Source organism: Aquibium microcysteis, from assembly GCF_014495845.1.
Classification (GTDB): domain Bacteria; phylum Pseudomonadota; class Alphaproteobacteria; order Rhizobiales; family Rhizobiaceae; genus Aquibium; species Aquibium microcysteis.
The window spans coordinates 43421-67296 of sequence record NZ_CP061080.1; the positions used below are offsets into that span (position 1 = coordinate 43421).

Here is a 23876-nt window from a genome sequence, read left to right on the forward strand (position 1 = left end):
AGCGGCCGACGTGCCCTGCTGACCGCGGCTCAGTCCGCAGGCGTGGACGGCCCCCTGTCTGCGCCGCGATCCGCGTCCCTGTCGCCGCTGCGTCTGGCCAGCCGGGCGAAGAGGGTCGACGTGCGCAGCAGCGCCGTGAAGCGGCCGCGCCGCTCGGGCGGGACGCCGCCGCGCGCGCCCATGCGGTAGAGGATGAAGCCGATGAACACGGAATAGACGCAGGCGTTGAAGACGAACAGGAAGTTCGGCCCGAAGAGTTGCATGACGGTGGAAGCGGCGAAGGGCCCGCCGATGGCGCCGAAGGAATAGAACAGCATCAGCGCGGCGTTCACCTGCACGAACTCGCCCTTGCCCGCCCGGTCGTTGGCATGGGCCGCCGACAGCGAGTAGAGCGGCATGGCGAAGGAGCCGAACACGAAGACGAGGACGAAGTTGGTGGCCGGATGGGTGCCGCCGGCCAGCGCCAGCGCCAGCGCGGCCGCCAGCGCGCAGCACGTGGTCGTCAGGAGCACGAGGCGACGGTCCCAGCGGTCCGACAGATGGCCGAGCGGATACTGCATGACGGCCCCGCCGATGATGCCGACGCTGACGAAGACGACGACGTCGGCCACCGACATGCCGATCGCCTCCGCATAGACCGGCGACAGCGTGCGGAAGGCGCTGTTGGTGACGCCGATGGCGATGCAGCCGATGGCGCCGAGCGGCGAGATGCGCCAGACGCGCGCCAGATCGAGCTTGACGTCCTCGGGCGGCGCGGGGTTCGACCGGTCGCCGAGCGACACCGGCACCAGCGACAGCGTGATCATGATCGACATGACGGCGAAGATCGCGAAACCGTCGGCGCCGATCGCCGGTATCAGGAACTGCGCGCCGGTCACCGAGCCGATGTCGACGATGCGGTAGAGCGCCAGTATGCGGGCCCGGCTTTCGTTGGCCGCGCCGGAGTTCAGCCAGGCCTCGATGATGGTGAACAGGCCCGCGAAGCAGAAGCCCGACAGGAAGCGGATGGCCGACCAGACGAGCGGGTCGATCATCAGCACCATCAGCAGCGTGCCGGCCGAGGCGATGGCGGCGAGCGCCGAGAAGGCCCGCACGTGCCCCACCGCCTTCATCATGCGCGAGATCGCCAGGCAGCCGACGAGGAAGCCGCAGAAATAGGCCGTGCCCATGAGGCCGATGGTCGACGGCGCGAACCCCTCCTGCGCGCCGCGCAGCGCGATCAGCGTGCCCTGCAGCCCGTTGCCGCCGAGCAGGATGCCGGCGGCGAGGAGGAGCGGGATCAGCGGCCGGATGGAGGACATGCGCGGAGACTTGCGAGTGGCAGGGTGCCGATGATGGACCGGCCGTGTCGCTCCCGGTTGTGCCAAGGAGACCTATTCGGTTGAAAGAACGACGGATGGGCCTGCGTGGGGCATGCTGGCGCCACCTCCGCGGCGTCGTTCCGGACGGCCGCTTCATCCTGCACCGTCCGGCCTTTCGACGTCGGCCGAGGCAGGGATCCCGGATACGTCGTCCGTCGCTTCGCTCGGACGCCGTTCCGGGATGACGAAGGGAGGTGGCCCGGACCTGCAACGCTACGCGTCCTGCCCGCCGACTTCGTCATCCCGAAACGGGCCGCCGAGCGGAGCGAGGCGGCGCGTATCCGGGATCCATGCCTCGGCGTCCATGCCCTGCGATCCGGTGCGGGAGAGGCACACACCATCGTCTCCACCGTGTCGTTTCGGACTGGCCGCTTCATCCTGCACCGTCCGGCCTTTCGACGTCGGCCGAGGCATGGATCCCGGATACGTCGTCCTTCGCTTCGCTCGGACGCCGTTCCAGGATGACGAAGGTGAGGAGACGCCATGCCGGGTGGAGCAGGATCGCGGAGTTCGGGCTGGCGGCTCCATTCTTGACAAACCACCCCGCCCATGCGCTTTTCGCGCGGATTTTGAGGGGTCGGGCGGTCGCCGCCGGCGGCCCCGGCATCGTTTCTCGAGAAGACCGGACAGCCTCATGCATCGCTACCGCAGCCATACCTGCGCTCAACTCCGCAAGTCCGACGAAGGCACGACCGCGCGCCTGTCGGGCTGGGTTCACCGGGTCCGCGATCATGGCGGGCTGCTGTTCATCGACATGCGCGACCATTACGGCATGACCCAGATCGTCGCCGATCCGGATTCGCCGGCCTTCAAGACGGCCGAGACGGTGCGCGGCGAGTGGGTGATCCGGGTCGACGGCAAGGTCAAGGCGCGCACGCCCGAGACCGTGAACGCCAACATGCCGACCGGCGAGATCGAGCTCTATGCCGACGAGATCGAGGTCCTGTCGACGGCCAAGGAACTGCCGCTGCCGGTGTTCGGCGAGCCGGACTATCCCGAGGACATCCGGCTGAAATACCGCTTCCTCGACCTGCGCCGCGAGACGCTGCACAAGAACATCGTGCAGCGCACGAAGATCATCGCCGACATGCGCCGGCGCATGACCGACGTCGGCTTCACGGAGTATTCGACGCCGATCCTGACCGCCTCCTCGCCCGAGGGCGCGCGCGACTTCCTGGTGCCGTCGCGCATCCATCAAGGCAAGTTCTTCGCCCTGCCGCAGGCGCCGCAGCAGTACAAGCAGCTCCTGATGGTGGCGGGCTTCGACCGCTATTTCCAGATCGCGCCCTGCTTCCGCGACGAAGACCCGCGCGCCGACCGGCTGCCGGGCGAGTTCTACCAGCTCGACCTCGAGATGAGCTTCGTCACCCAGGAAGACGTCTGGACGACGATGGAGCCGGTGATCCGCGGCGTGTTCGAGGAATTCGCCAATGGCAAGCCGGTGACGCAGAGCTTCCCGCGCATCCCCTACGACACGGCGCTGCGCAAATATGGCTCCGACAAGCCGGACCTCAGGAACCCGATCGAGATGCAGGCGGTGTCGGAGCATTTCGCGGGCTCGGGCTTCAAGGTCTTCGCCAACATCCTGGCCAACGACCCGAAGGCCGAGGTCTGGGCCATTCCGGCCAAGACCGGCGGCTCCAGAGCCTTCTGCGACCGGATGAACGCCTGGGCGCAGCAACAGGGGCAGCCGGGGCTGGGGTATATTTTCTGGCGCAAGGAGAGCGAGGCGGTCGAGGGCGCCGGTCCGCTCGCCAAGAACATCGGTCCCGAGCGCACCGAGGCGGTTCGCCAGCAGCTCGGGCTCGGCGACGGCGACGCCTGCTTCTTCGTGGCCGGCGACCCGGCGAAATTCTACAAGTTCGCCGGCGAGGCCCGCACGCGGGCGGGCGAGGAACTGAACCTCGTCGACCGCGACCGCTACGAACTGTGCTGGATCGTCGACTTCCCCTTCTTCGAGTGGAACGAGGACGAGAAGAAGGTCGACTTCGCGCACAACCCGTTCTCGATGCCGCAGGGCGGCTTGGAGGCGCTGGAGAAGCAGGATCCGCTGACCATCAAGGCCTATCAGTACGACATGGTCTGCAACGGCTTCGAGATCGCCTCGGGCTCGATCCGCAACCAGTCGCCGGAGCTGATGGTCAAGGCCTTCGAGAAGGTCGGCCTGTCGAAGGCCGACGTCGAGGAGCGCTTCGGCGGCCTCTACCGCGCCTTCCAGTACGGCGCGCCGCCGCATGGCGGCATGGCGGCCGGCGTCGACCGCATCATCATGCTGCTGGTGGGAGCCAAGAACCTGCGCGAGATCACGCTGTTCCCGATGAACCAGCAGGCGCAGGACCTTTTGATGGGCGCGCCGTCGGAGGCGCTGCCGGCGCAGCTGCGCGAACTCGGCATCCGCGTGGTGCCGCAGAAGAAGGACGCCTAGCCCGATGGCCGCCGGCCTGCGCGTCCTGGTGACCGGCTTCGAGCCCTTTCCGGGCGCGCCGGTCAACCCGACGGAACGGCTGGTGGCGGCGCTGCGAGCGGCCCCGCCCGCGCTCGACGGCATGGCGGCCCTCCGCGCCGAGGTTCTGCCGGTCGACTACGACGCGGTCGGCCCGCGGCTCTCGGCGATCGGCCGCGACTTCGCGCCCGACGTCGCCATCCATTTCGGCCTCGCCACCGAATGCGCCGGCTTCCGGCTGGAGCGGCTGGCGCGCAACCGCTTCGAGGCCGACCGGCCGGACAATGCGGGGATTCTGCGCGCGGCCGGCAAGGTCTGCGCGGGACCGGACACGCTGCCCTCCGGCCTGCCGCTGGAGGCGATCGCGCGGCGGCTGGCAGAGATGGGCCTGCCGGTCGAATGGTCGGACGATGCTGGCGGCTATCTCTGCAACACCGTCTTCATGCTCTCGCGCGCCCACGCCTGCGACGGCTTCACGCCCGCCATGAGCGGCTTCGTCCACGTGCCCCTGACGGGCGAGGGACCCGGCTTCCCGTTCAGCGACGCCGGCCTGATGGCCGGCGCGCTGGCGGTGGTGGGGGAGTGCGTGGGGGAGGGGCAGTCGGCAGTCGGCAGTCGGCAGTCGGGGTTTTGACCTGAGGCAGACCGTTTGCCCGACGGGCCGTCCGCTGACTCCGACGCCCGACTGCCGCACTCGTTCGCCGCGATCCGGAGTTCCAGCTGCTGCGGTAGCACTGAGGGCAGTCGGCAGTCGGGATTCTCGACTTCGGGCAGACCACTTGCGACGTGTCGTCCGCTGCTCCCGACCCCGACTGCCTACTGCCGACTGCCCAAATCCCTACTCGTTCGCCACGATCCCGAATCCCAGCTGCTTGGGCAGCGCCTGCGGGGCGGTCATGGCGCTGGCGGCGACGAGGGCGAAGGGGAGCGGGTTCTCGGGCTCGAGGCTGACTTCCAGGCTCTGCGGGTTGTCGAGGAAGGCGTTGACTGCCGCGCTCACCGTGGCCGTCAGGTCCGGATCGCCGACCTGGGCCAGAGCGAAGGGCAGCACGGCCTTGGCCTGGTTCTTGATGTCGGCCGGCTGGACGCCCTGCTGGGCGGCCACGAAGGACAGCACCTTCTCCGTCAGGCTGTCGTCCTCGAAGCGCAGGGTGGCGCCGTGCAGGTTGATCTGCTGCATCAGGCCGAGCATGGCCATGCTCTGCACCGACTGGTCCTGGCCTTCGCTCGCCGACATCTTCGCCTGCATCTCGCGCAGCGCCTGGATGAACTGCGGCGTGTAGCCGCTGATGTCGACCGTCATGCCGAGCGTGCCGGCGTTCGCGATCGAGGTGTCGTACTGGTCGAGGACCATGCGGCCGTCCTGCGGATTGTAGGTGCCGGCCATCTCGATGTAGCCCTTGAGCGTCTGGTAGCCGAGCGCGTCGATGACGGCCTTCGACTGGGCATCTTCCACCATCGCGAGATTGACGAAGAACTCTTCCACCGCCGCCGCGAAGGCCATGGTTCCGTCGTCGGCCGTGTCCGTCTCGGTGTGCACCTGGCTCATCGAGAAGATCTCCTGGCCGCCGGCCGAAAACGACATCCGGCCGACGTCCGCCGTGTCATAGACCATCAGCGTGTTCATCGGATCCGAGGCATCCGCCTCCGGCAGCTGCAGCCCGGTCATCGCGATGCCCTCGATGGAAAGCGACATGCCGTCTTCCGTGTAGGCGTAGTTCGGCATCGTCACCTCCGCGACGACGATGGTGTCGCCGTCCCGGCTGATGCCCGACAGCGTGATGTCGCCGATCGGCGCGCTGCCCTCGACGCCCTCCGCGGAGGCGCTGACGCCCTGCAGGACGAAACCGCCGTTCTGCTCGGCGATCCCGCTCCAGGAGAGCTGCAGCCCCTGGGCGGTCAGCAGCGCCTTGATCCGCTGGCCGACCTCGTCCGCGCTCTGTGCATGGGCGACGTGGGGCATGGCGGCGAGCACGAGGCCGCTCACGGCGAGGCTGCGAAGTTTCGACTTGAGGTACGTCATGTTGGTTCCCTGAGTTGGTCGCGCCTGCGCGCTGTCCGAATGGTCGACGCCGAAATCGTCAGGATGATGTCTAGCTGCAGATTGCGTCGGCCTTCTGTAAACTTCGCCACTTTCGGAATGGCAAGTCGGATCGGCCGTTGCGCCGATGGAAGACGATCGCGCGGCATTGTCGGAAAGGCTTGACGAAGACTGGCTCTCGCTTGCTCCGAATCGCCTGATTCGATAACTGCCGGACATGTCGAAATCCCAGACGCCGCCGGACTCCGGCGATGACAGTTCAGGCATCGAGCCCGTCGACCTGAAGAAAGCGCTCGAGGAGCGCTATCTGGCCTATGCGCTGTCGACGATCATGCACCGGGCGCTGCCCGACGTGCGCGACGGCATGAAGCCGGTGCACCGCCGCATCGTGCATGCCATGCGCCTGCTCAGGCTCAATCCCGACCAGCGCTTCGCCAAATGCGCCTCGATCGTCGGCGAGGTGATGGGCAAGTTCCACCCGCATGGCGACCAGTCGATCTACGACGCGCTGGTGCGGCTCGCCCAGCCCTTCTCGGTGCGTTACCCGCTGGTCGACGGCCAGGGCAATTTCGGCAACATCGACGGCGATAACGCGGCCGCCATGCGCTACACCGAGGCGCGCATGACGGTGGCGGCGACGGACCTCCTGTCCGGCATCACCGAGGACGCGGTCGATTTCCGCCCGACCTACAACGAGGAGAACGAGGAGCCGACGGTCCTGCCCGGCGCCTTCCCGAACCTGCTCGCCAACGGCTCGACCGGGATCGCTGTCGGCATGGCCACCTCGATCCCGCCGCACAACGTGGCCGAACTCGCCAAGGCCTGCCTGCACCTGATCGACCACCCAGACTGCACGGTCGAGGACCTTCTGACCAAGGACCCGCATCCGGAGGATGCCGACGAGAACATGGTGCGCGGGCCGGACTTTCCGACCGGCGGCATCATCGTCGACCGGTGGCCGTCGATCGTGGAGGCCTACAGGACCGGCCGCGGCTCGTTCCGCGTCCGGGCGAAGTGGACGGTCGAGGACCAGGGCCGCGGCACCTGGCAGATCGTCGTCACCGAGATTCCCTACGGCGTGCAGAAGGCCAAGCTGATCGAGAAGATCGCCGAGCTCCTGATGGCGCGCAAGCTGCCGCTGCTGGAGGACGTGCGCGACGAGAGCGCCGAGGACGTGCGCGTGGTGCTGGTGCCGAAAAGCCGCACGGTCGACCCGGCGATCCTGATGGAATCGCTGTTCAAGCTCTCCGAGCTGGAGAACCGCTTTCCGCTCAACATGAACGTCCTGTCGCGCGGCCGCGTGCCGAACGTGCTGTCGCTGAAGGAAGCGCTGCAGCAGTGGCTCGACCACCGCAAGGAGGTGCTGGTCCGCCGGTCGAAGCACCGGCTGGCCGAGATCGAGCGGCGGCTGGAGATCCTCGGCGGCTACCTGATCGCCTATCTCAACATCGACGAGGTGATCCGCATCATCCGCGAGGAGGACGAGCCGAAGCCCGTCATGATGGTGCGGTGGAACCTCACCGACACCCAGGCAGAAGCCATCCTCAACCTTCGCCTGCGCGCGCTGCGCAAGCTCGAGGAATTCGAGATCAAGACCGAATTCGACACTCTGACCAAGGAGAAGGCGCAGATCGAGGCGCTGCTCGCCTCGGACGCCAAGCAGTGGAAGACGATCCGCTGGGAGGTGGAGAAGCTGCGCGACCGCTTCGGCTCGCACACCGACCTCGGCCGCCGCCGCACCCAGTTCGCCGACGCGCCCGAGCACGACGAGAGCCACATCCAGCAGGCGATGATCGAGAAGGAGCCGATCACCGTCGTCGTGTCGGAAAAGGGCTGGCTGCGGGCGCTGAAGGGCCATCTGGCCGAGTTCGACGGCCTCGCCTTCAAGGAGGGCGACAAGCTCAAGCTCGCCTTCCACGCCCAGACCACCGACAAGATCCTGGTGCTGACCACCGGCGGCAAGTTCTACACCATCGGCGCCGACCGGCTGCCCGGCGGGCGCGGCCATGGCGAGCCGATCCGCATCATCGTCGACATGGAGAACGACCAGGACATCGTCACCGCCTTCGTCCACGATCCCGAGCGTCGCCTGCTCGTCGCCTCGCACGAGGGATACGGTTTCGTGGTGCCCGAGGGAGAGGTCGCCGCCAACACCCGCAAGGGCAAGCAGGTGATGAACGTCAAGACGCCCGACGAGGCCGCCCGCTGCCTGCCGGTGACCGGCGACCACGTCGCCATCGTCGGCGAGAACCGCAAGCTGCTGGTCTTCCCGCTCGCCCAGATCCCCGAGATGACCCGCGGCAAGGGCGTGCGCCTGCAGCGCTACAAGGACGGCGGCGTGTCAGACATCAAGACCTTCGAGATCGACAAGGGCCTGACCTGGACCGACTCCGCCGGCCGCGCCTTCGTCAAGGGCAGGGCCGACCTCGTGGAATGGACCGGCGACCGGGCGGCCGCCGGGCGGATGGTGCCGAAGGGATTTCCAAGGACGGGGAAGTTCGGGTAAGGGGATATTGCAGCCGTCACCTGCCACATGGTTTTGCATCGTCTTTGCCGATATTGTGATAATCGGCGGGAGGGATGGCGCATGAATATAGATAAACTTTTCTGGTCACAGATTGATCCGCTCTACCATCTCAAGCAGTCAAGCTGCATCCGGTACGTGAAGGACATTACTCAGCATTTCCAGCTCGATGAGATGTCGAGCAAAGATACCAGCTTCGGTGCTGAATTGCTCGACGGGATGGATGAAATGAAAGCGTCGGCGCTGATGTTCATACGCTTTCATGCCATCGAAACCCTGCTTACAGTGCTGCTTGGCAGCTTTCCCCATGGTCCGGTTCCACGATACGCCAAGAAATCCTTCGGCAGGGAATTCAACGAAGCCGTGGAGGCTGTTGCCAGAAGAGAAATACCCTCAACGCTAGAAGTTAGTGGCGTTACCGACTTCGACAAATGGCTCGCCGCAAAGTTCTGGGGCCGTCCCGGAACGGAAAATATCTTGGACGATGACGTTATCAAGTTCATCACCGTGCAGGCTGCGTTATTCACGAAGAAGTCCGTCTACAACGCTTTCAAGCATGGATGCCGCGTCGGCCGCTCATGGCCAAAACTCAGCGTTCAGGATGAGAAGTCCGGTGAGTGGATTCCCGTTCTAGAGATTGGGTCTGGCGTCGGCTGGTTGCACTGGGATGAGGAAAAAAACGCGAAGTCGGTGAGCGTAACGTTCGGCGCGATGGCTTGTGATCCTGCCGACGATCATGGTGCGGTTGCGATAATGGCCCTGCTGGTCCGAGCCATGAAAGTGATCCGACTGGCGAAGCCAGAGGACAAAATCAATGTTCATCTGCCGGTCGCAATCAAAGCGGGTATGCACCTTCCCGCAAACATGAACGTCCGCGTGGGCCTGTCTCCCGTTCACAACCCGATACGGTAGCGACCTCACTGGCTACCCGATCCACATTGTCGATGGCGGGTGTACCGGCACCGGCAAAACAGTCATCGAACACGTCGAGAAATGGTCGGTGGCGTTAGCTACGTTGATCACGTCGTGCTTTCTCGGACCAGCGTCAAGCGCGGCCCTCGTTGCGGAATTGCTTCCACTCCTCGATGCTGATCGCCTCGTCGCGCGGAATGTCCTTCGCGCGCGCTCGAATGCGCTCGGCCGCTGCCCGCGCGGTCTGACCATCCTTTGCCGCACCTTCGGGTACGAGCCGGGCGACGGGCTTGCCGTTGCGGGTGATCACCCCTTCCTCGCCCTGCTCGACGCGGTCCAGCAGCGCGCCGAGAGTGGTTTCCGCGTCGAAGGTGCCGATCTCACGCATGGCCACGTCCGTTCCGGCAGGAAATACGGGGACAGTTTACTTATTTCCGTCCATCGAATTCAGTCTCTGGGAAACGCAGTGTAGCCGGAAATAAGTAAACTGTCCCCCTATTTCCTGCATCAAAGGCGCCGATCTCGCGCATATCCTCGTCCGTCCTGCTCGAAACCCGCTCAACCTGCTCATTGAAGGATATACGCTTCGCCGTCCCCTCGGACAAGTTGGGCTCACGGCGGCCCGCTCACCCCCGCACCATCGCCACTGCCCGGATCTCCATCAATCCCCCCGGCACGATCAGTTCGCTCACCCCGATCGCCGTCCAGGCCGGCCAGGGTTCGCTCAGGTAGCGGTCGCGTACCCGCATGAAGGTCTCCATGTGGCGGGCGATGTCGACGTGGTAGGTGGTGATCTCGACGACGTCGGAGAGGGCGCAGCCAGCCTCGGCGAGGATCGCCTTCAGCGCCTCGAAGGCGGTGGCGAACTGGGCTTCCGGGTCCTTCACCGCCATCAGCGCGGCGAGCGGCGCGTCGGCGCCGGAAAGCGTTGCCTCGGCGCCCCTGAGCCCGTCGGCGCCCGGCGTCTCGCCGCCGGGGCTGGTGCCGACGATGCCCGAGCAGAAGACGAAGCCGTTGGCTACGACCGCCGGCGCGAAGTGCCACTGCTCGTAGACGCCCTTCAGAGCGGGCGGGACGACGGGTCTGTGCATCGGCTGTCTCCTTGCTTCTGCCGTCGCGATGCCTGGCATCGGTCGTGCACGGCGACCGGGGTCAGCGGCAGGAGCACATGGCCGACGAAACCTGGTCGTTCCAGTCGTGGCCGAAATACTCGGCGTCGCGCCGCAGGCTCAGCGAGGCTCCCTGGAAGTCCGCATGCTCGAACACGGTGAGCCGGCATCCGGGTTCCACGCGGGCCGACGAGGCCTGATCGTTCCAGTTGCGGCCCACGAACGGGACCCGTTCGCCGGGCGCAAGCTCGTACGCGCGGCCACGGAAACCGGCGTCCCGATACATCGTGCAGCCGCGCGGCTGCTGTTGGACGAAACGGCAGGCGCAGCTCGCCGACGAGGCCTCGTCGTTCCACGTTTCGCCGACGAAGCCGACGTCGCCGGACAGGCTGAGCGACGCACCGCCGAAATCAACGTGCTCGTGGATGGTCAGGCGGCAGCCGGGCGGCACCTGCACCGAAGAGAGGCGGTCGTTGAAGGGACCGAAGCGGGCCACCGAGCCGTTGGGCGGGACGAACAGCGTCCTGCCGCCGAAGCCGGCATGCTCGAAGAGCACGCAGGCGTCGGCGCCCTGGGCCGCACCGGCGGTGAACAGCGAGAGAAGCAGGGCGAATGCGGCGAAGACGGTCTTCATGTCGATCCTTCGTTTCGGCCAGAATACGCGCGCTTCGCGCCGGCTGCAACGTATCGGTGCGCCCGCGCCGGGTCCACGGATCCGCGGCAACGTGCCCCTCGACCTTCGCGCGCCGGCCTCCATATCACCCGCCATGCCCGGCACGCTCCGCTTCATTCTCGGCGACCAGCTCTCGCGGTCGATCTCCAGCCTCGACGGGCTCGACCCGGCGCGCGATGTCGTCGTCATGGCCGAGGTCGGCGAGGAGGCGACCTACGTGCCGCATCACAGGAAGAAGATCGCGTTCCTCTTCTCGGCGATGCGCCATTTCGCAGACGGGCTGCGCGGGGAGGGGATCGCGATCGACTATGCCGCCTTCGGCGAGGCGGGCGGGCCGGTAAGCCTGACGGAGGCGCTGCGGCGCGCGGTGGAGAGGCACCGGCCGGAGCGGATCGTCGTCACCGAGCCCGGCGAGTGGCGCGTGCTGCAGGCGATGGCCGACTGGAGCGAATTGTTCGGCTGCCCGGTCGAGATCCGCGAGGACCAGCGCTTCCTCTGCTCCACGCAGGATTTCGCCGACTGGGCGGAGGGCCGCAAGGACCTGCGCATGGAGTTCTTCTACCGCGAGATGCGGCGCAGGACCGGGTACCTCATGCGCGGCAAGGACCCCGAGGGCGGCGCCTGGAACTTCGACAAGGAGAACCGCAAGCCGCTGCCGGAGACGATCGCCGTGCCCGAACGCCCGCGATTTGCCCCGGACGAGAAGACGCGGCGCGTGCTCGACCTCGTCGCCCGCGACTTCGCCGGCCATTTCGGCGACCTGGAGCCGTTCGATTACCCGGTCACCCGCGAGGACGCCTTGAAGGCGCTCGACTGGTTCGTGGAGAACGCGCTGCCGCGCTATGGCGACTATCAGGACGCGATGCGCGCGGGCGAGCCGCTGCTGTTCCACTCGAACCTGTCGGCGCTGATCAATTGCGGCCTGCTTCTGCCCGCCGAATGCTGCCGCCGCGCCGAGGATGCCTTCCATGCCGGCCACGCGCCGCTGAACGCCGTCGAGGGCTTCATCCGCCAGATCATCGGCTGGCGCGAGTACGTGCGCGGCATCTACTGGCTGAAGATGCCGGACTACGCTGCCTCGAACGCGCTCGGCGCCGACCGGCCGCTGCCGGATTTCTTCTGGACCGGCGAGACCGGGATGAACTGCTTGGCGCAGGCGATCGGCGAAACGAGGGCGAATGCCTATGCGCACCATATCCAGCGGCTGATGGTGATCGGCAATTTCTGCCTGCTCGCGGGGCTCGACCCGCGCGCGGTGCAGGAGTGGTACCTCCTCGTCTACCACGACGCCTACGAATGGGTGGAGATGCCCAACGTCGTCGGCATGATCCTGTTCGCCGACGGCGGCCTGCTCGCCTCGAAGCCCTATGCCGCGTCGGGCGCCTATATCGACCGGATGTCCGACTATTGCGGGTCCTGCCGCTACGACGTGAAGCAGCGCGTCGGGCCGGATGCCTGTCCCTTCAACCCGCTCTACTGGGATTTCCTCGCCCGCCACCGCCGGCGTTTCGCCGGCAACCGCCGCATGGCGATGATGATCGCCACGCTCGACCGGATGGACGCAGCGCAGCTCGCCGCCATGCGCGCGACGGCCGCGACCTTCCTGGCGTCGCTGCGCTGACGCCGGCAGGGCGGAGAGCGGAGATACGGGGCCAGCTCACCGATCCGGCGCCGTTCCGGCCCGGCTGATGGGCGTTGCTCATCGGAAAACAGCAGACTGTCTCCGCATGTCCCGCCGGTTCTGCCACCGCTCCTGCCACCGTCCTGTCTGCAGCAACACAACTTTACATTCGCGGCCATTGCCGAGATCCGGCCGGATCGCCAGCTGTAACCGCAGGGGCACGGCTTCGCCCGCCCATGCATCTTTTGCGGTGCAGCATCTTGACTGAGATCAATCATTCGCTTAAATCGCGAATGATCATTCGCATAAACGGATGCCCATGCCTCTCCTCCAGTCCGCCGATCCCATTGCCGACGTCGAGGCCGACGCCGCGGTGACGCGCAGCGAGCGGCGCGACCAGCAGGTCGCGCGCATCCTCGACGCGGCCAAGGCCTGCTTCGTCCGCTCGGGCTTCCAGGGAGCCTCGATGCAGCAGATCTGCGCGGAGGTCGGCATGAGCCCCGGCGCGCTGTACCGCTACTTCCCGTCGAAGGAAGCCATCATCGAGGCCATCACCGAGGCCGACCGGCGCCGCGACGCCGAGATCTTCTCGCTCCTGACGCAGGGCTGTGACGTGGTCGACGGCTTCGTGGCCGCCGCGATGGCCCACATCCGCTACATGCACGAGAGCGGCAATGCGCCGCTCTTCGCCGAGATCCGCGCGGAATCGATGCGCAACGACGCCATCGACTTTGCCTGCAAGATGTCGATGAAGGATGTCGACGCGAGCTTCCGCTCCTTCCTCCGCGCGGCGATCGCCCGCGGTGAGATCGCGCCCTGCGCCGACCTCGACACCATCCTGCCGGTCATGGTCGCCTTCGGCGAAGGCCTGGCGATCAACGATCTGCCCGCTCAGGGGGTCTCCCTGGACCGGCTGGAAACCGTCATCCGCACCATCGCCATCGCCGTGCTTCGTCCGACCGGCGGGGCTGCGGCCCTGCGATCCGATCTGCCTGCCACCCCGTAGAACTCGTCCGAAACGTTCCAACGCCACCGAGGCGCCCGATGAAGAAAAGCCGCATCCTTGTCCTGACTGCGCTCGCCCTCCTCGGCGGCGCCGCCGCCTACGGCTACGCCCAGACCGTCCAGAGCGACGGGTCTGCCGCGGCGGAGCCGGCCGCCGCGATCCGCACCGCCGCACCGCCCGCGATCCGCGTGGTGGCGGCCGAAAGGCGCGAACTGGTCGAAACCCTGGTGGTGACGGGCAGCATCGTCCCCCGCCAGGAAGCCGCGGTCGGGGTCGACCTCTCCGGCATGATCGTCCAGGAACTCCTGGCGGACGAGGGAGATGTCGTGAAGAAGGGCGCGGTTCTCGCCGTGCTCGACCGCTCCATGCTCGACACGCAGCTGGCGCAGGCTGAGGCCAACCGCGCCCAGGCCGAAGCCAGCATCGCACAGGTTGCCGCCCAGATCACCGATGCCGAGATCGGTGTGCGCCAGGCGTCGGAAGCGCTGGAGCGGGCGCGCGAGCTGCAGAGGAAGGGCATCGCAGCCCAGTCGCAGCTCGACAATGCCGTGAACGCCTATGACAGCGCGTTGGCCAAGCTCGAATCCGCCCGCAAGGCGCTCGCCGCATCGACCGCACAGCTCGGCGTCATCGACGCGCAGAAACGCAACGTCGAACTTCAGATCGAGAAGACGCAGGTCCGCTCGCCGGTCGACGGCCTGATCCTCGACCGGAACGCCACGCTCGGCGGCATCGTCGGCGCGAGCGGCGGCGCACTGTTCCGCATCGCAATCGACGGCGACCTCGAGCTCTCCGCCAGCGTCGCCGAGACCTCGCTCGGACGGCTGAAGGCTGGCATGCCGGCGGAAATCAGCGTCGCCGGCGGGTCCGGACCGGTTCCCGGCACGGTCCGCAAGATCGAGCCGGAGATCAACCAGACGACGCGCATGGGCGTCGTCCGCATCGCCCTCGACGACAGCGAGGTCGTTCGCGCCGGCAACTTCGCGCGCGGCGCCATCGAGACGATGCGGCGGGACGGCGTCGCCGTCCCGTCGGCGGCACTCGTCTATCGCGGCACCGACGGCTTCCTCCAGAAGGTGGCCGAGGGCCGCATCTCGACCGTCCCGGTCCGGATCGGCGTCCGCTCGGAGGGCTTCGTCGAAGTGGTCGAGGGAATCGCGGCAGGAGACGAGGTCGTCTCGCGCGCCGGCACCTTCGTGGCCGACGGAGACGTCGTCACCCCGGTTCGCGACGAAGAGACGGGAGCGGTCAGCCAATGAACTGGAATTTCTCGGCCTGGTCGATCCGCAATCCGGTTCCGTCCGTCCTTCTCTTCATCGTGCTGACGGCGCTCGGGCTCTACAGCTTCGCCAGCCTGCCCATCACGCGCTTCCCCAACATCGACATCCCGCTCGTCTCGGTGGTCGTGAAGGACCCCGGTGTCGCCCCGAGCGAACTCGAGACGCAGGTGACCAAGCGCGTCGAGGACGCGGTGGCCAACGTCACCGGCGTCAAGAACGTCGTCTCGACCATCACCGAGGGCAATTCGCAGACGGTGATCGAGTTCCGGCTGGAGGTCGAGACGCAGACCGCCGTCCAGGACATCAAGGACGCGGTCGAGCGCATCCGCGGAGACCTGCCGGCCACCGCCGACCAGCCGCTGATCAACCGGGTCGACGTCGAGGGCCAGGCGATCCTGACCTATGCCGTCCAGGCGCCGGCCATGACGCTGGAAGAACTGTCCTGGTTCGTCGACGACGTGGTGATCCGCAAGCTCCAGGGCCTGAAGGGCGTGGCGCGCGTCGACCGCAACGGCGGCGTGACGCGCGAGATCAAGGTCGAGATCGATCCGGACAGGCTTCGGGCGCTCGGCGCCACGGCAGGCGACGTCAACCGGGCGCTGCGCGCGGCGAACGTCGACCTGACCGGCGGCAACGGCGAGTTCGGCGGCCGCGACCAGACCATCCGCACGCTGGGCAGCACCCGCAGCATCGAGGGGCTGCGCAGCCTCGAGATCCCGCTGGCCGGCGGGCGCCGCGTCGTCCTGTCCGACATCGCCACGGTGACGGATTCCTGGGCGAAGCCGAAGTCCTTCGCCCGGGTGAACAACCAGACCGTGGTGTCCTTCGGCATCTTCCGCGGCAAGGGCGAGAGCGACGTCGAGGTCAACGAGCGCGCGACGGCCGCGATCGCGGAACTCAGTGCGCAGAACCCGAACGTGACGATCGAGCTGGTGGACGATTCCGTCAGCTACACCGAGGGCAATTACGATTCGGCGATGGAGACGCTGGTCGAGGGCGCCGTCCTGGCGGTCGTGGTGGTGTTCCTCTTCCTGCGCGATTTCCGGGCGACGCTGGTGGCGGCCTCGGCCCTGCCGCTGTCGGCCATCCCGACCTTCTGGGCGCTCGATCTGATGGGCTTCTCGCTCAACCTCGTCAGCCTGCTCGGCATCACGCTGGTGGTCGGCATTCTGGTCGACGATGCGATCGTCGAGATCGAGAACATCGTCCGGCACATCAAGCTCGGCAAGTCGCCCTACCGCGCCTCGCTGGAGGCGGCCGACGAGATCGGCCTCGCCGTCATCGCGATCTCGGCGACCATCATGGCCGTCTTCGCGCCGGTTTCCTTCATGGGCGGCGTGGCCGGCCAGTACTTCAAGCAGTTCGGCCTGACGGTGGCGGTTGCGGTGTTCTTCTCGCTGCTGGTCGCGCGCCTCATCACGCCCATGCTCGCCGCCTACTTCCTGCGCGGCCATGGCCACGAGGAGCCGAAGCCCGGCGCCATCATGCGCGGCTACCTCGCCTTCCTGTCGACGTCGCTGCGCTTCCGCTGGCTGACGATGCTCGCCGGCGTCGGCTTCTTCGCCGGCTCCATGTACGCGATCGGCCTGCTGCCGTCCGGCTTCATCCCGAAGGAGGACGCGAGCCGCATCGTGTTTTCGCTCGAGCTTCCGCCCGGCACGCTGCTGGAGGAAACCCGCTCGACCACGGACCGCGTCACCGACATCATGCGTGAACTGCCGGAGGTCGAGAACGTCTATGTCATCGGCGGAGCGAGCCCGACCGGCACGCTGGAGCCGCGCCGCGCGACGGTGATCGCCGATCTCGTCCACAAGTCGGAGCGCGACATCAAGCAGGAGCAGATCGAGGAGATCCTCCTGACGAAGCTCGAGGCGGTGCCGGACCTGCGCGTCTATTTCGTCAACGACCGGGGCCAGCGCGCGCTCGAATTCGGCGTCATGGGCACCGACGGCGCGCTGCTCGACGAGACGGCGCGCGCGATCCAGACCGCGATGGCGCAGACCGGCAAGTACCGGGCGATCACGTCCAATGCCGCGCTGGACCGGCCCGAGGTGATCGTCAGGCCCGATCTCGACCGTCTGTCGGAGCTCGGCATCTCGACGGCGACGCTGGCCGAGACCCTGCGCATCGCCACCATCGGCGACGTCGACGCCAACCTCGCCAAGTATACGGTGGGCGACCGGCAGATTCCGATCCGGGTCCAGATCGACGAAGCATCGCGCCACGATCTCGCTGTCGTCAGCGCGCTGCCGGTGCCGACGGCGACCGGGGGGACGGTGCCGCTGTCGTCGGTCGCCGAGATCAGCTACGGCCAGGGTCCGTCGTCGATCCAGCGCTTCAACCGCGAGCGCCGCGTCGTCATCGGCGCCGACATGGCCCCGGGCTACGAGATCGGCGAGGGCCTGGCGCTCGTCAACGACCTGCCGCTGGTGAAGAACCTGCCGGCCGGGGTGCGCGTCCAGGAGACCGGCGACGCCGAGATCATGGGCGAGGTCTTCGCGGGCTTCGCGCTGGCGATGATCACCGGCCTGATGCTGGTGCTGGTGGTGCTGATCCTCCTGTTCGGCTCGATCTTCCACTCGGTGACGATCCTCGGCTCGTTGCCGCTGTCGATCGGCGGCGTGGTGGCGGGGCTGTGGCTGACCAACGCCGCGGTCTCCATGCCGGTCGTCATCGGCATCCTGATGCTGATGGGCATCGTGACCAAGAACGCCATCATGCTGGTGGACTTCGCCATCGAGGAGGTGCGCCACGGCGTGCCGCGCGCCGAGGCCATCATGGACGCCTGCCGCAAGCGGGCCCGTCCGATCATCATGACGACGATCGCCATGTCGGCGGGCATGATCCCGGCGGCGCTGGCGCTGGGCGACGGCGGCGAGTTCCGCGCGCCCATGGCCGTGGCGGTGATCGGCGGCCTCCTGGTGTCGACCGTGCTGTCGCTGGTCTTCATCCCGTCCATGTACACGATCATGGACGATGCCTCGATCTTCACCGGCAAGGTGGCGCGGTGGATCTTGCGTCCCAACGCGCGCGACGAGGCGGACGGAGCAGGGACCGCGCATGCCGCGGACGAGGCGCATGCTGCGGCCCGGCCGTCGACGCCGCCCATGCCGCTGGCAGCCGAATAGCGGCTCAGGCGGCCTCGAGACAGTCCCGCGCGGTCTCTTCCACGACCGCGCGGATGGCGGCGCCGACCTCGCGAACCGTCAGGTCGAGATGGGTGACGCCGTTCCAGCTCGACCTGTCGTCGAGATAGCCGCCACGGCCGGAGTGCTGGAGCGGGCCGATGTCCCGCTCGACCAGTCGGTGCGCGCGCTGCGCCCGGTTCCAGTGCGAGGACGCAAAGACCGGCCATCGGCCCGGGAAGGCGAACCGGGCGAGCCGGTAGACGGCGTCGCGCGATCCGTAGAGCGAGATCAGGCGGCCGGTTTCCGTCACGCCGCGGTCCGAGGCCATGACGCCGCCGAAGGCCACGACCGAGACCGGCGCTCCGGTGGCGGCGCCGAGATAGGGCGCGGCGCTGACGGCGATCTGGCCGCCGCCGCTCGATCCGAGCAGGATGATCGGCCCGCCGCCATTGGCAAGGTAGCCGTTGGCGACCAGCCGGTCGAGGATGACGCGCGACAGGCCGTAGCCGTAGATCGGGCCGTAGCGGTTGTCGGCTGCCACCAGCACCTGGAAGATGTTGCGCATGTGCAGGATCGGCGGCAGCAGGAAGGTCTGCGCGCCGTGCCAGCGTCGCGCGATGCGCCAGAGCCAGCGGAAGACGCGCTGGCCGGTGAACAGCGGCCGTCCGGACGGCGCGTAGGGGAAGACGTCGTGCACGATCGCCAGCCGCGGCAGCTTCGCCCGCAGCCGCGTGAGGAAAACCTCGTCGGTCGGGACCTGATCCTCGCCGGAGATCGAGCCGATGCCCGACAGGAACACGACGTGGGCGCGCGGCGCGGCCGGCGGCTCGGGGTCGTCCGGCCGGGGCGCCGGCCCGTCCTCGGTCTGTTGCCGTTCGGGCTCCTCGTGCGGTCCGAGCCAGCCCGCCCACCAGCCGAGCGTCTCGAAGGGAGCCATGATCGTGGAGACCACGAAGATCAGCAGCCCGAGCAGGACGACGTGGTCGAGGACGCCGGTCATTCGCGGGGCTTGCGACCGGGGGTGAGCTTGCGGGCCTGGCCCTTGAGGTGCTCGGCGAGGTTCTGGGGCGTCACCGTGAAGGCCCCGCCGGCCACGGCATGGCGCAGCCCGTCGATCGCCCGGCCGAGCGGCCGCCCGAACAGCAGCGACATCAGCCGGATCGCTGCCCAGCCGAGGAAGGCCGCCATCGCGGCAATTCCGACCGGAATGCCGATGCCGTGGTAGAGGCCGAACAGGATCAGCCCGAAGACCAGCACGTCGAGCAGCCGGCTGAGCGCCTCGCCGAAATAGGGCGCGAGCGTCAGGATGCCGAAGAGCCGTGGCGCCTGCGCGAGCGCGATGATGCCGATCACCGGCCCGTAGGCGACCTCCCGCCGGAATGCGTAGTCGACGGCAAGCGTGGTCGTGACGGCGGTGACGACGGCGCTGGCCACATAGATGAAGGCCATCAGGACGAGGCTGAGCGCGAAGCGGGCGAGGGGCACCCGGTTGAGGAACAGCACGAGCCCGTGTCCGGCCGCCTGCGAGACCCCCGCGAGAAAGGCGAGAAGCAGCGCGAGATCGCGTCCCGCGGGTGTCGCGGCGGCGCGGAAGGCAGCAGGCTCGAAGGTGAGCGCGGAAAGGCCGAGCGTGGTCGCGCCCACGAGCGGGGCAAGGAACTGGTGGTCGAGGACGAGCAGCCAGGCGGCCGGGCCGTCGATCATCGTCGGGTCGCCTCCGGGAGGGGGTCGAGTGGTCGCTGCGTCCGGCGGAAGCCGGCGCCGGCCGTGCCGAGCCGGTCGCAACCCTGCCGTGATGGGCAGAGAATAGTGTCGGCCGCGATCATCGGCAATGACGGTGGCCAGTTTGCCGCGCCGCGCAGCCGTCAGGCGGGATGCCGCACCGCCGCCGCCGCCTTCCGGCGCCGGCCCGACTGCAGCTGCCAGAGCGAGTGGCCGACCAGCGTGACGATCAGGATCGTGCCGCCGATCATGGAGGCGCGCGACGGCACCTCCGTGAAGATCAGCCAGACCCAGACCGGTGCGAGCACGGTTTCCAGCAGGTAGAACATCGCCACCTCGGGGCCGGAAATGTAGCGCGGTCCGGTGGCGAGGCAGAAGAAGGCGATGGGCATGATCACCGCGCCGTTGAACAGGATCCACCAGGGCGCCTCGACCCGGTAGCCCACCTGGGCGACCATCGCCAGGGCGACCAGCAGCGGCGCCACGACCGCGATGAGCGCCGTGAAACCCATCTCGGCGCCGGACGCGCGCGTGATGGTGATCGCACAGGCGATGAAGAAGGCGGACGACAGCGCCATCAGGTCGCCGAAGAGATTGCCGCTGGAGATGCCGTCGCCGACGATGACCAGCACGCCGACCATCATCAGGGCCATGGCGATCAGCGTCGCCGGCCGCGGCCGCTCCTTGAGGAAGATCCAGGACAGCAGCGCCGCAAACATGGTGTTGAAGGCCAGGATGAAGACGAGATTGGCGGTCGAGGTATTGTAGACCGCCGTCATGAAGGTCAGGGTCGAGACCGCGTAGAGCCCGGCGACCGCGAGGCCGACGCGCCCGGGCACCAGCGCCGGCGGCCGCCCGCCGAGAAGCCGCCAGAGCGTCCAGATCAGGAGGGTGGCGGCGACCGTCGCGCCGCAGCGCAGGAGCAGGATCGACCAGGGCTCTCCGTCGGCGAGCCGGATGAGCGGGATGTCCACCGTCAGGGCCAGACCGCCGATGGCGGTGATGACGAGGCCTTTCGTGTGATCGCTGGCAGGTCCGGACATCGGAGCGTTTCCGTCATGGAGGAGGCTGACGGAGGGCGGCGGCCTCGTCGGCCGGGCTGGTTCCGCGGGGAGGAATCGACGCCGTTCTTCGGTCTTTCGACGTCCCGCGTCAATCCGGAACCGGCGACCGGCGCGGGCGCTGGGCCATCGCATCCGGACGGGCGACGCCCCCTCCGGCAGCCCTGCGGTCCGGCGGCAGACCGTGGACCGGTCAGCCGTGCGGGGTCTCGTAGCGCTCCCAGCCGCGGGGCCCGAGATGCTCCTGAGGGCCGAAGCGGATCTTGTAGGCCATCTTGCGGGAGCCCGCGACCCAGTAGCCGAGATAGACGTGGGGCAGGCCGGCCGACCGCGCACGGGCGATATGGTCGAGGATGAGGAAGGAACCGAGCGACCGCTCCTCCTGATCGGGAAGGTAGAAGGAGTAGACCATCGACAGGCCGTCGGCCATCCGGTCGGTCAGCGCCACGGCGATCAGTTCGCCTTCGCCACGGCCGGTAATGAAGGAATCGGGTCCGCGGCGGCGATACTCGATGATCTTGGTGTCGACATGGGTATCCTCGACCATCATGGCATAGTCGAGCACCGTCATGTCCGACATGCCGCCCTTGCGGTGGCGCGCGTCGAGATAGGTGCGGAAGAGGGAGTACTGCTCGGTGGTCGGCTCGGCGTCGTGGACGGCGCCGATCAGGTCGCTGTTGCGGCGCAGAACGCGCCTCATGTTCCGGGACGGCTCGAACTCGTTGGCGAGGATGCGCACGGACACGCATCCACGGCATGTCTCACAGGCCGGCCGGTAGGCGATGTTCTGCGACCGGCGGAAGCCGCCCTGAGTCAGGAGGTCGTTCATCTCCGGCGCCTTGTCGCCGACGAGATGCGTGAAGACCTTCCGCTCGAACTGACCGTCGATGTAGGGGCAGGGGGAAGGGGCGGTCAGGAAGAACTGCGGCGACTGTGTCGGGTGATGCGTCATCGATCGCGGACTCTGGGGCTGTCCCGCAAAATCGTCCGCGCGGGGCGAAAGGTCAACAGGGTGGGATGCACGCCTGCGAGAAATGGAGACCGCCCGCGCCGGCGGGCGGGGACGTCCCGCCTCAGACGTCGTCGCGGGTGACGACGGTGCCGAGGAGCAGGTCGTGCAGGGTCCGTTTGCGGTCGATGAAGAGAGGCGCGAGCAGGACCAGGGGCGTGAGCAGCACGTTGCCGGCCCAGAACAGGACGGTGTGGACGACCGCCAGCACGCCCTCCACGGGCCGTCCGTCGAGCCGGTCGAGCCGGATGCCCATCATCCGCATGCCGACGGTCGCCTGCCTCTCGCCGCCGAGCGTGTTCCAGACGTAGATCAGCGCCACCAGCGGACCGAGAATTCCGTAGAGGGCCCAGCCCAGCCCGAGCGTCAGCACGCCGAGCACCGCGACCAGAATGGCGAAGGGGATGCACAGCAGGCCGATGATCAGATAGTCGAGCAGGAAGGCGAAGACGCGGCGCGTGCGCACGCCGTCATAGGCGCGCCAATCGTCGAGCCGCCCCTGGATGATCTCGCCGTCGAAAATGCGTTCCGTCATCGTCCTCGTCCTCGTCGCCCTGTCGGCGCCATGGTGCAGAAATGGGGACGGCGGCCGCGAATGCAAGATCGGCATCTCCGCCGCGGCCCGGCCGGCGTCCGGGCGCAAAGCCTCATGCGGCTTCCTCGCGGCTGCGTTCTTGCCGTCATGGACCCGCGATCATATGCCTTGCAGCATGTGAAGTGCGGCATGCCCTGCGGGAGTTCAGGCGATGGCCTCCGCCTCCGGCCTGCCCTTGATCGCCATGGCGGCGCTGGTGTAGCCGCCGGCCGCGCCGTCGATGAAATGGACGTGGTTGTCGCTGGTGATCGACGGGACGATGCAGGTCATGATCGCCGAATCCTGCTCGAACAGCCCGTAGGAGACGATCCCGGCGGCCGAAGCCTCCTCGAGAACCGCCTCGATCCTGGCGCGCGTCTCGGCATCGCAGTCGATCGTCATCTTCAGCCCGTCGTCGAACTTGCGGAAATCCGCGTTGTCGCGCGTCACCTTGATGTAGTGAGTGGGATCGAAGGAACCGACCTTGAGCCGGGTGAAGAAGAAGAAGTTGGCGATCAGGGTCGTGGCGAGCAGTTCGATCTTCCGCCGCAGCAGCGACCCCTTGCCGCGTGAGGCATGCGCCTCGATGGCGATGTCGCCGGTCGGCCAGGTGACGCTCGGCCCCTCCGGTGGGACGGGATGGCCGCCGCGGGCCAGGTCGCGCGTCATGGCGACGACCCGGTGCGAGACCGCCGCGACCGCGGCCGGCGCCGCGCCCGGACGCGGCAGGACGAGGATCGACAGGATCGACCCGTTGCGGGCCTTCATCGGCGTCCAGCGACATGAAAGGCCGGCGAGGTCCGGCACGGCGCCTTCGGGCGCCGGCTCGACCCGGTAGCGCCCGGCCTTCATCTGGCGCTCGGCCCAGGCCAGGCCGCCGCCGGCGAACATCGCATAGTCGATCGTCGGCGACGGTCGGTAGCGCGCCACGGAGACGTCGAGACCGGCGGCTCGGATCTCGGCCACCGGAACGATCGCGCCGCGCATCTCGAAGCCGAACGACTGGTCGGCCCAGCGCAGAACCCGCGCGAGCGCGTCGCGCGCGCGCTCCAGGTGGCCGGGCGGAAAGGCGAAGCCCGCCCCGTCGCCGCCGAACACGAAGGGGAAGGTCATGCCCCCGGCGGCGTTGATCTGGGCGGAGACGACGGCCGCGCCGACCGTGTTGACGGTCTTGTATCGCCCCGCGGCGATGTGGGCGGTGGAGCCGACGATGTCGGCGGAGCCGACATACCAGTCTTCGGGGAGGGGGACGTAGGCGCTGGCCTCGGCAAGGCGGTCGAACTCGCTTTCGGGCGTCAGCTGCGCGTAGAAATTCTCCGAAGGCGCGTCGGCCATCACCTGTTCTCCTCCGGGTCCTGTCGCGGACCATCGAACCGGCCGCATCGCATCCGATCGGCAGATGTCTATCGCGC

19 protein-coding genes are annotated in these 23876 nt (G+C 67.7%); 8 read left to right on the forward strand and 11 right to left on the reverse strand.

Annotated elements, in window-relative coordinates:
• Positions 1-29: 29 nt before the first annotated feature.
• Entirely contained in the window at positions 30-1301 is a 1272-nt protein-coding gene (locus IAI54_RS00205; protein ID WP_187970463.1) for an MFS transporter, read from the reverse strand.
• 694 nt (positions 1302-1995) lie between these two features.
• Between IAI54_RS00205 and aspS the strand changes: the two genes are divergently transcribed.
• Together aspS and IAI54_RS00215 are read left to right on the forward strand one after the other, a co-directional pair.
• Positions 1996-3786, forward strand: coding sequence for an aspartate--tRNA ligase (gene aspS, locus IAI54_RS00210; protein WP_187970464.1), 1791 nt, complete (start codon positions 1996-1998; stop codon positions 3784-3786).
• A gap of 4 nt (positions 3787-3790) precedes the next feature.
• Complete coding sequence (locus IAI54_RS00215; RefSeq protein ID WP_187970465.1) at positions 3791-4438, forward strand: pyroglutamyl-peptidase I; 648 nt, start codon at positions 3791-3793, stop codon at positions 4436-4438.
• Positions 4439-4642: 204 nt separating this feature from the next.
• On the opposite strand, the gene IAI54_RS00220 is transcribed toward IAI54_RS00215, so the two are convergent.
• Positions 4643-5827, reverse strand: a complete 1185-nt coding sequence (locus tag IAI54_RS00220) for a hypothetical protein (RefSeq protein WP_187970466.1) — start codon at positions 5825-5827, stop codon at positions 4643-4645.
• A 235-nt stretch (positions 5828-6062) separates the two neighbouring features.
• On the opposite strand from IAI54_RS00220, the gene parC reads away from it, so the two are divergent.
• On the forward strand, positions 6063-8351 hold the full coding sequence (gene parC / locus IAI54_RS00225) for a DNA topoisomerase IV subunit A (protein WP_187970467.1): 2289 nt from the start codon (positions 6063-6065) through the stop codon (positions 8349-8351).
• Positions 8352-8432: 81 nt separating this feature from the next.
• Complete coding sequence (locus tag IAI54_RS00230; protein WP_187970468.1) at positions 8433-9281, forward strand: hypothetical protein; 849 nt, start codon at positions 8433-8435, stop codon at positions 9279-9281.
• A gap of 133 nt (positions 9282-9414) precedes the next feature.
• Here IAI54_RS00230 and IAI54_RS00235 read toward each other — a convergent pair whose 3' ends face one another.
• The 3 genes from IAI54_RS00235 to IAI54_RS00245 form a co-directional block, all read right to left on the reverse strand.
• The gene (locus IAI54_RS00235; RefSeq protein ID WP_187970469.1) at positions 9415-9669 is read right to left on the reverse strand and encodes a type II toxin-antitoxin system Phd/YefM family antitoxin; all 255 of its coding nucleotides are present in this window, start codon (positions 9667-9669) and stop codon (positions 9415-9417) included.
• A 238-nt stretch (positions 9670-9907) separates the two neighbouring features.
• Positions 9908-10372, reverse strand: coding sequence for a RidA family protein (locus tag IAI54_RS00240; protein ID WP_187970470.1), 465 nt, complete (start codon positions 10370-10372; stop codon positions 9908-9910).
• 61 nt (positions 10373-10433) lie between these two features.
• On the reverse strand, positions 10434-11024 hold the full coding sequence (locus IAI54_RS00245; RefSeq protein ID WP_187970471.1) for a peptidase inhibitor family I36 protein: 591 nt from the start codon (positions 11022-11024) through the stop codon (positions 10434-10436).
• A gap of 133 nt (positions 11025-11157) precedes the next feature.
• Between IAI54_RS00245 and IAI54_RS00250 the strand changes: the two genes are divergently transcribed.
• The 4 genes from IAI54_RS00250 (at position 11158) to IAI54_RS00265 (ending at position 18098) form a co-directional block, all read left to right on the forward strand.
• Positions 11158-12684, forward strand: coding sequence for a cryptochrome/photolyase family protein (locus IAI54_RS00250; protein ID WP_187970472.1), 1527 nt, complete (start codon positions 11158-11160; stop codon positions 12682-12684).
• Positions 12685-12997: 313 nt separating this feature from the next.
• Positions 12998-13690, forward strand: coding sequence for a TetR/AcrR family transcriptional regulator (locus IAI54_RS00255; protein WP_235679204.1), 693 nt, complete (start codon positions 12998-13000; stop codon positions 13688-13690).
• Positions 13691-13728: 38 nt separating this feature from the next.
• Positions 13729-14949, forward strand: a complete 1221-nt coding sequence (locus IAI54_RS00260; RefSeq protein WP_187970473.1) for an efflux RND transporter periplasmic adaptor subunit — start codon at positions 13729-13731, stop codon at positions 14947-14949.
• Entirely contained in the window at positions 14946-18098 is a 3153-nt protein-coding gene (locus tag IAI54_RS00265; RefSeq protein WP_187970474.1) for an efflux RND transporter permease subunit, read from the forward strand. Before IAI54_RS00260 ends, IAI54_RS00265 begins: the two co-directional genes overlap by 4 nt.
• Positions 18099-18102: 4 nt before the next feature.
• On the opposite strand, the gene IAI54_RS00270 is transcribed toward IAI54_RS00265, so the two are convergent.
• From IAI54_RS00270 to IAI54_RS00295, 6 genes are all read right to left on the reverse strand, one after another.
• Positions 18103-19098 carry a hypothetical protein gene (locus tag IAI54_RS00270; RefSeq protein WP_187970475.1) on the reverse strand — a complete coding sequence of 332 codons (996 nt, stop codon included), beginning with the start codon at positions 19096-19098 and terminating at the stop codon, positions 18103-18105.
• A complete protein-coding gene (locus IAI54_RS00275; RefSeq protein ID WP_187970476.1) occupies positions 19095-19802 on the reverse strand; it encodes a hypothetical protein in 708 nt (235 codons plus the stop codon). Before IAI54_RS00275 ends, IAI54_RS00270 begins: the two co-directional genes overlap by 4 nt.
• A 161-nt stretch (positions 19803-19963) precedes the next feature.
• Entirely contained in the window at positions 19964-20863 is a 900-nt protein-coding gene (locus IAI54_RS00280) for a DMT family transporter (RefSeq protein ID WP_187970477.1), read from the reverse strand.
• A 211-nt stretch (positions 20864-21074) separates the two neighbouring features.
• On the reverse strand, positions 21075-21833 hold the full coding sequence (locus tag IAI54_RS00285; RefSeq protein WP_187970478.1) for an arginyltransferase: 759 nt from the start codon (positions 21831-21833) through the stop codon (positions 21075-21077).
• A 121-nt stretch (positions 21834-21954) separates the two neighbouring features.
• The gene (locus IAI54_RS00290; RefSeq protein ID WP_187970479.1) at positions 21955-22425 is read right to left on the reverse strand and encodes an RDD family protein; all 471 of its coding nucleotides are present in this window, start codon (positions 22423-22425) and stop codon (positions 21955-21957) included.
• 204 nt (positions 22426-22629) lie between these two features.
• A complete protein-coding gene (locus IAI54_RS00295; protein WP_187970480.1) occupies positions 22630-23799 on the reverse strand; it encodes a DUF3095 domain-containing protein in 1170 nt (389 codons plus the stop codon).
• Positions 23800-23876 lie beyond the last annotated feature (77 nt).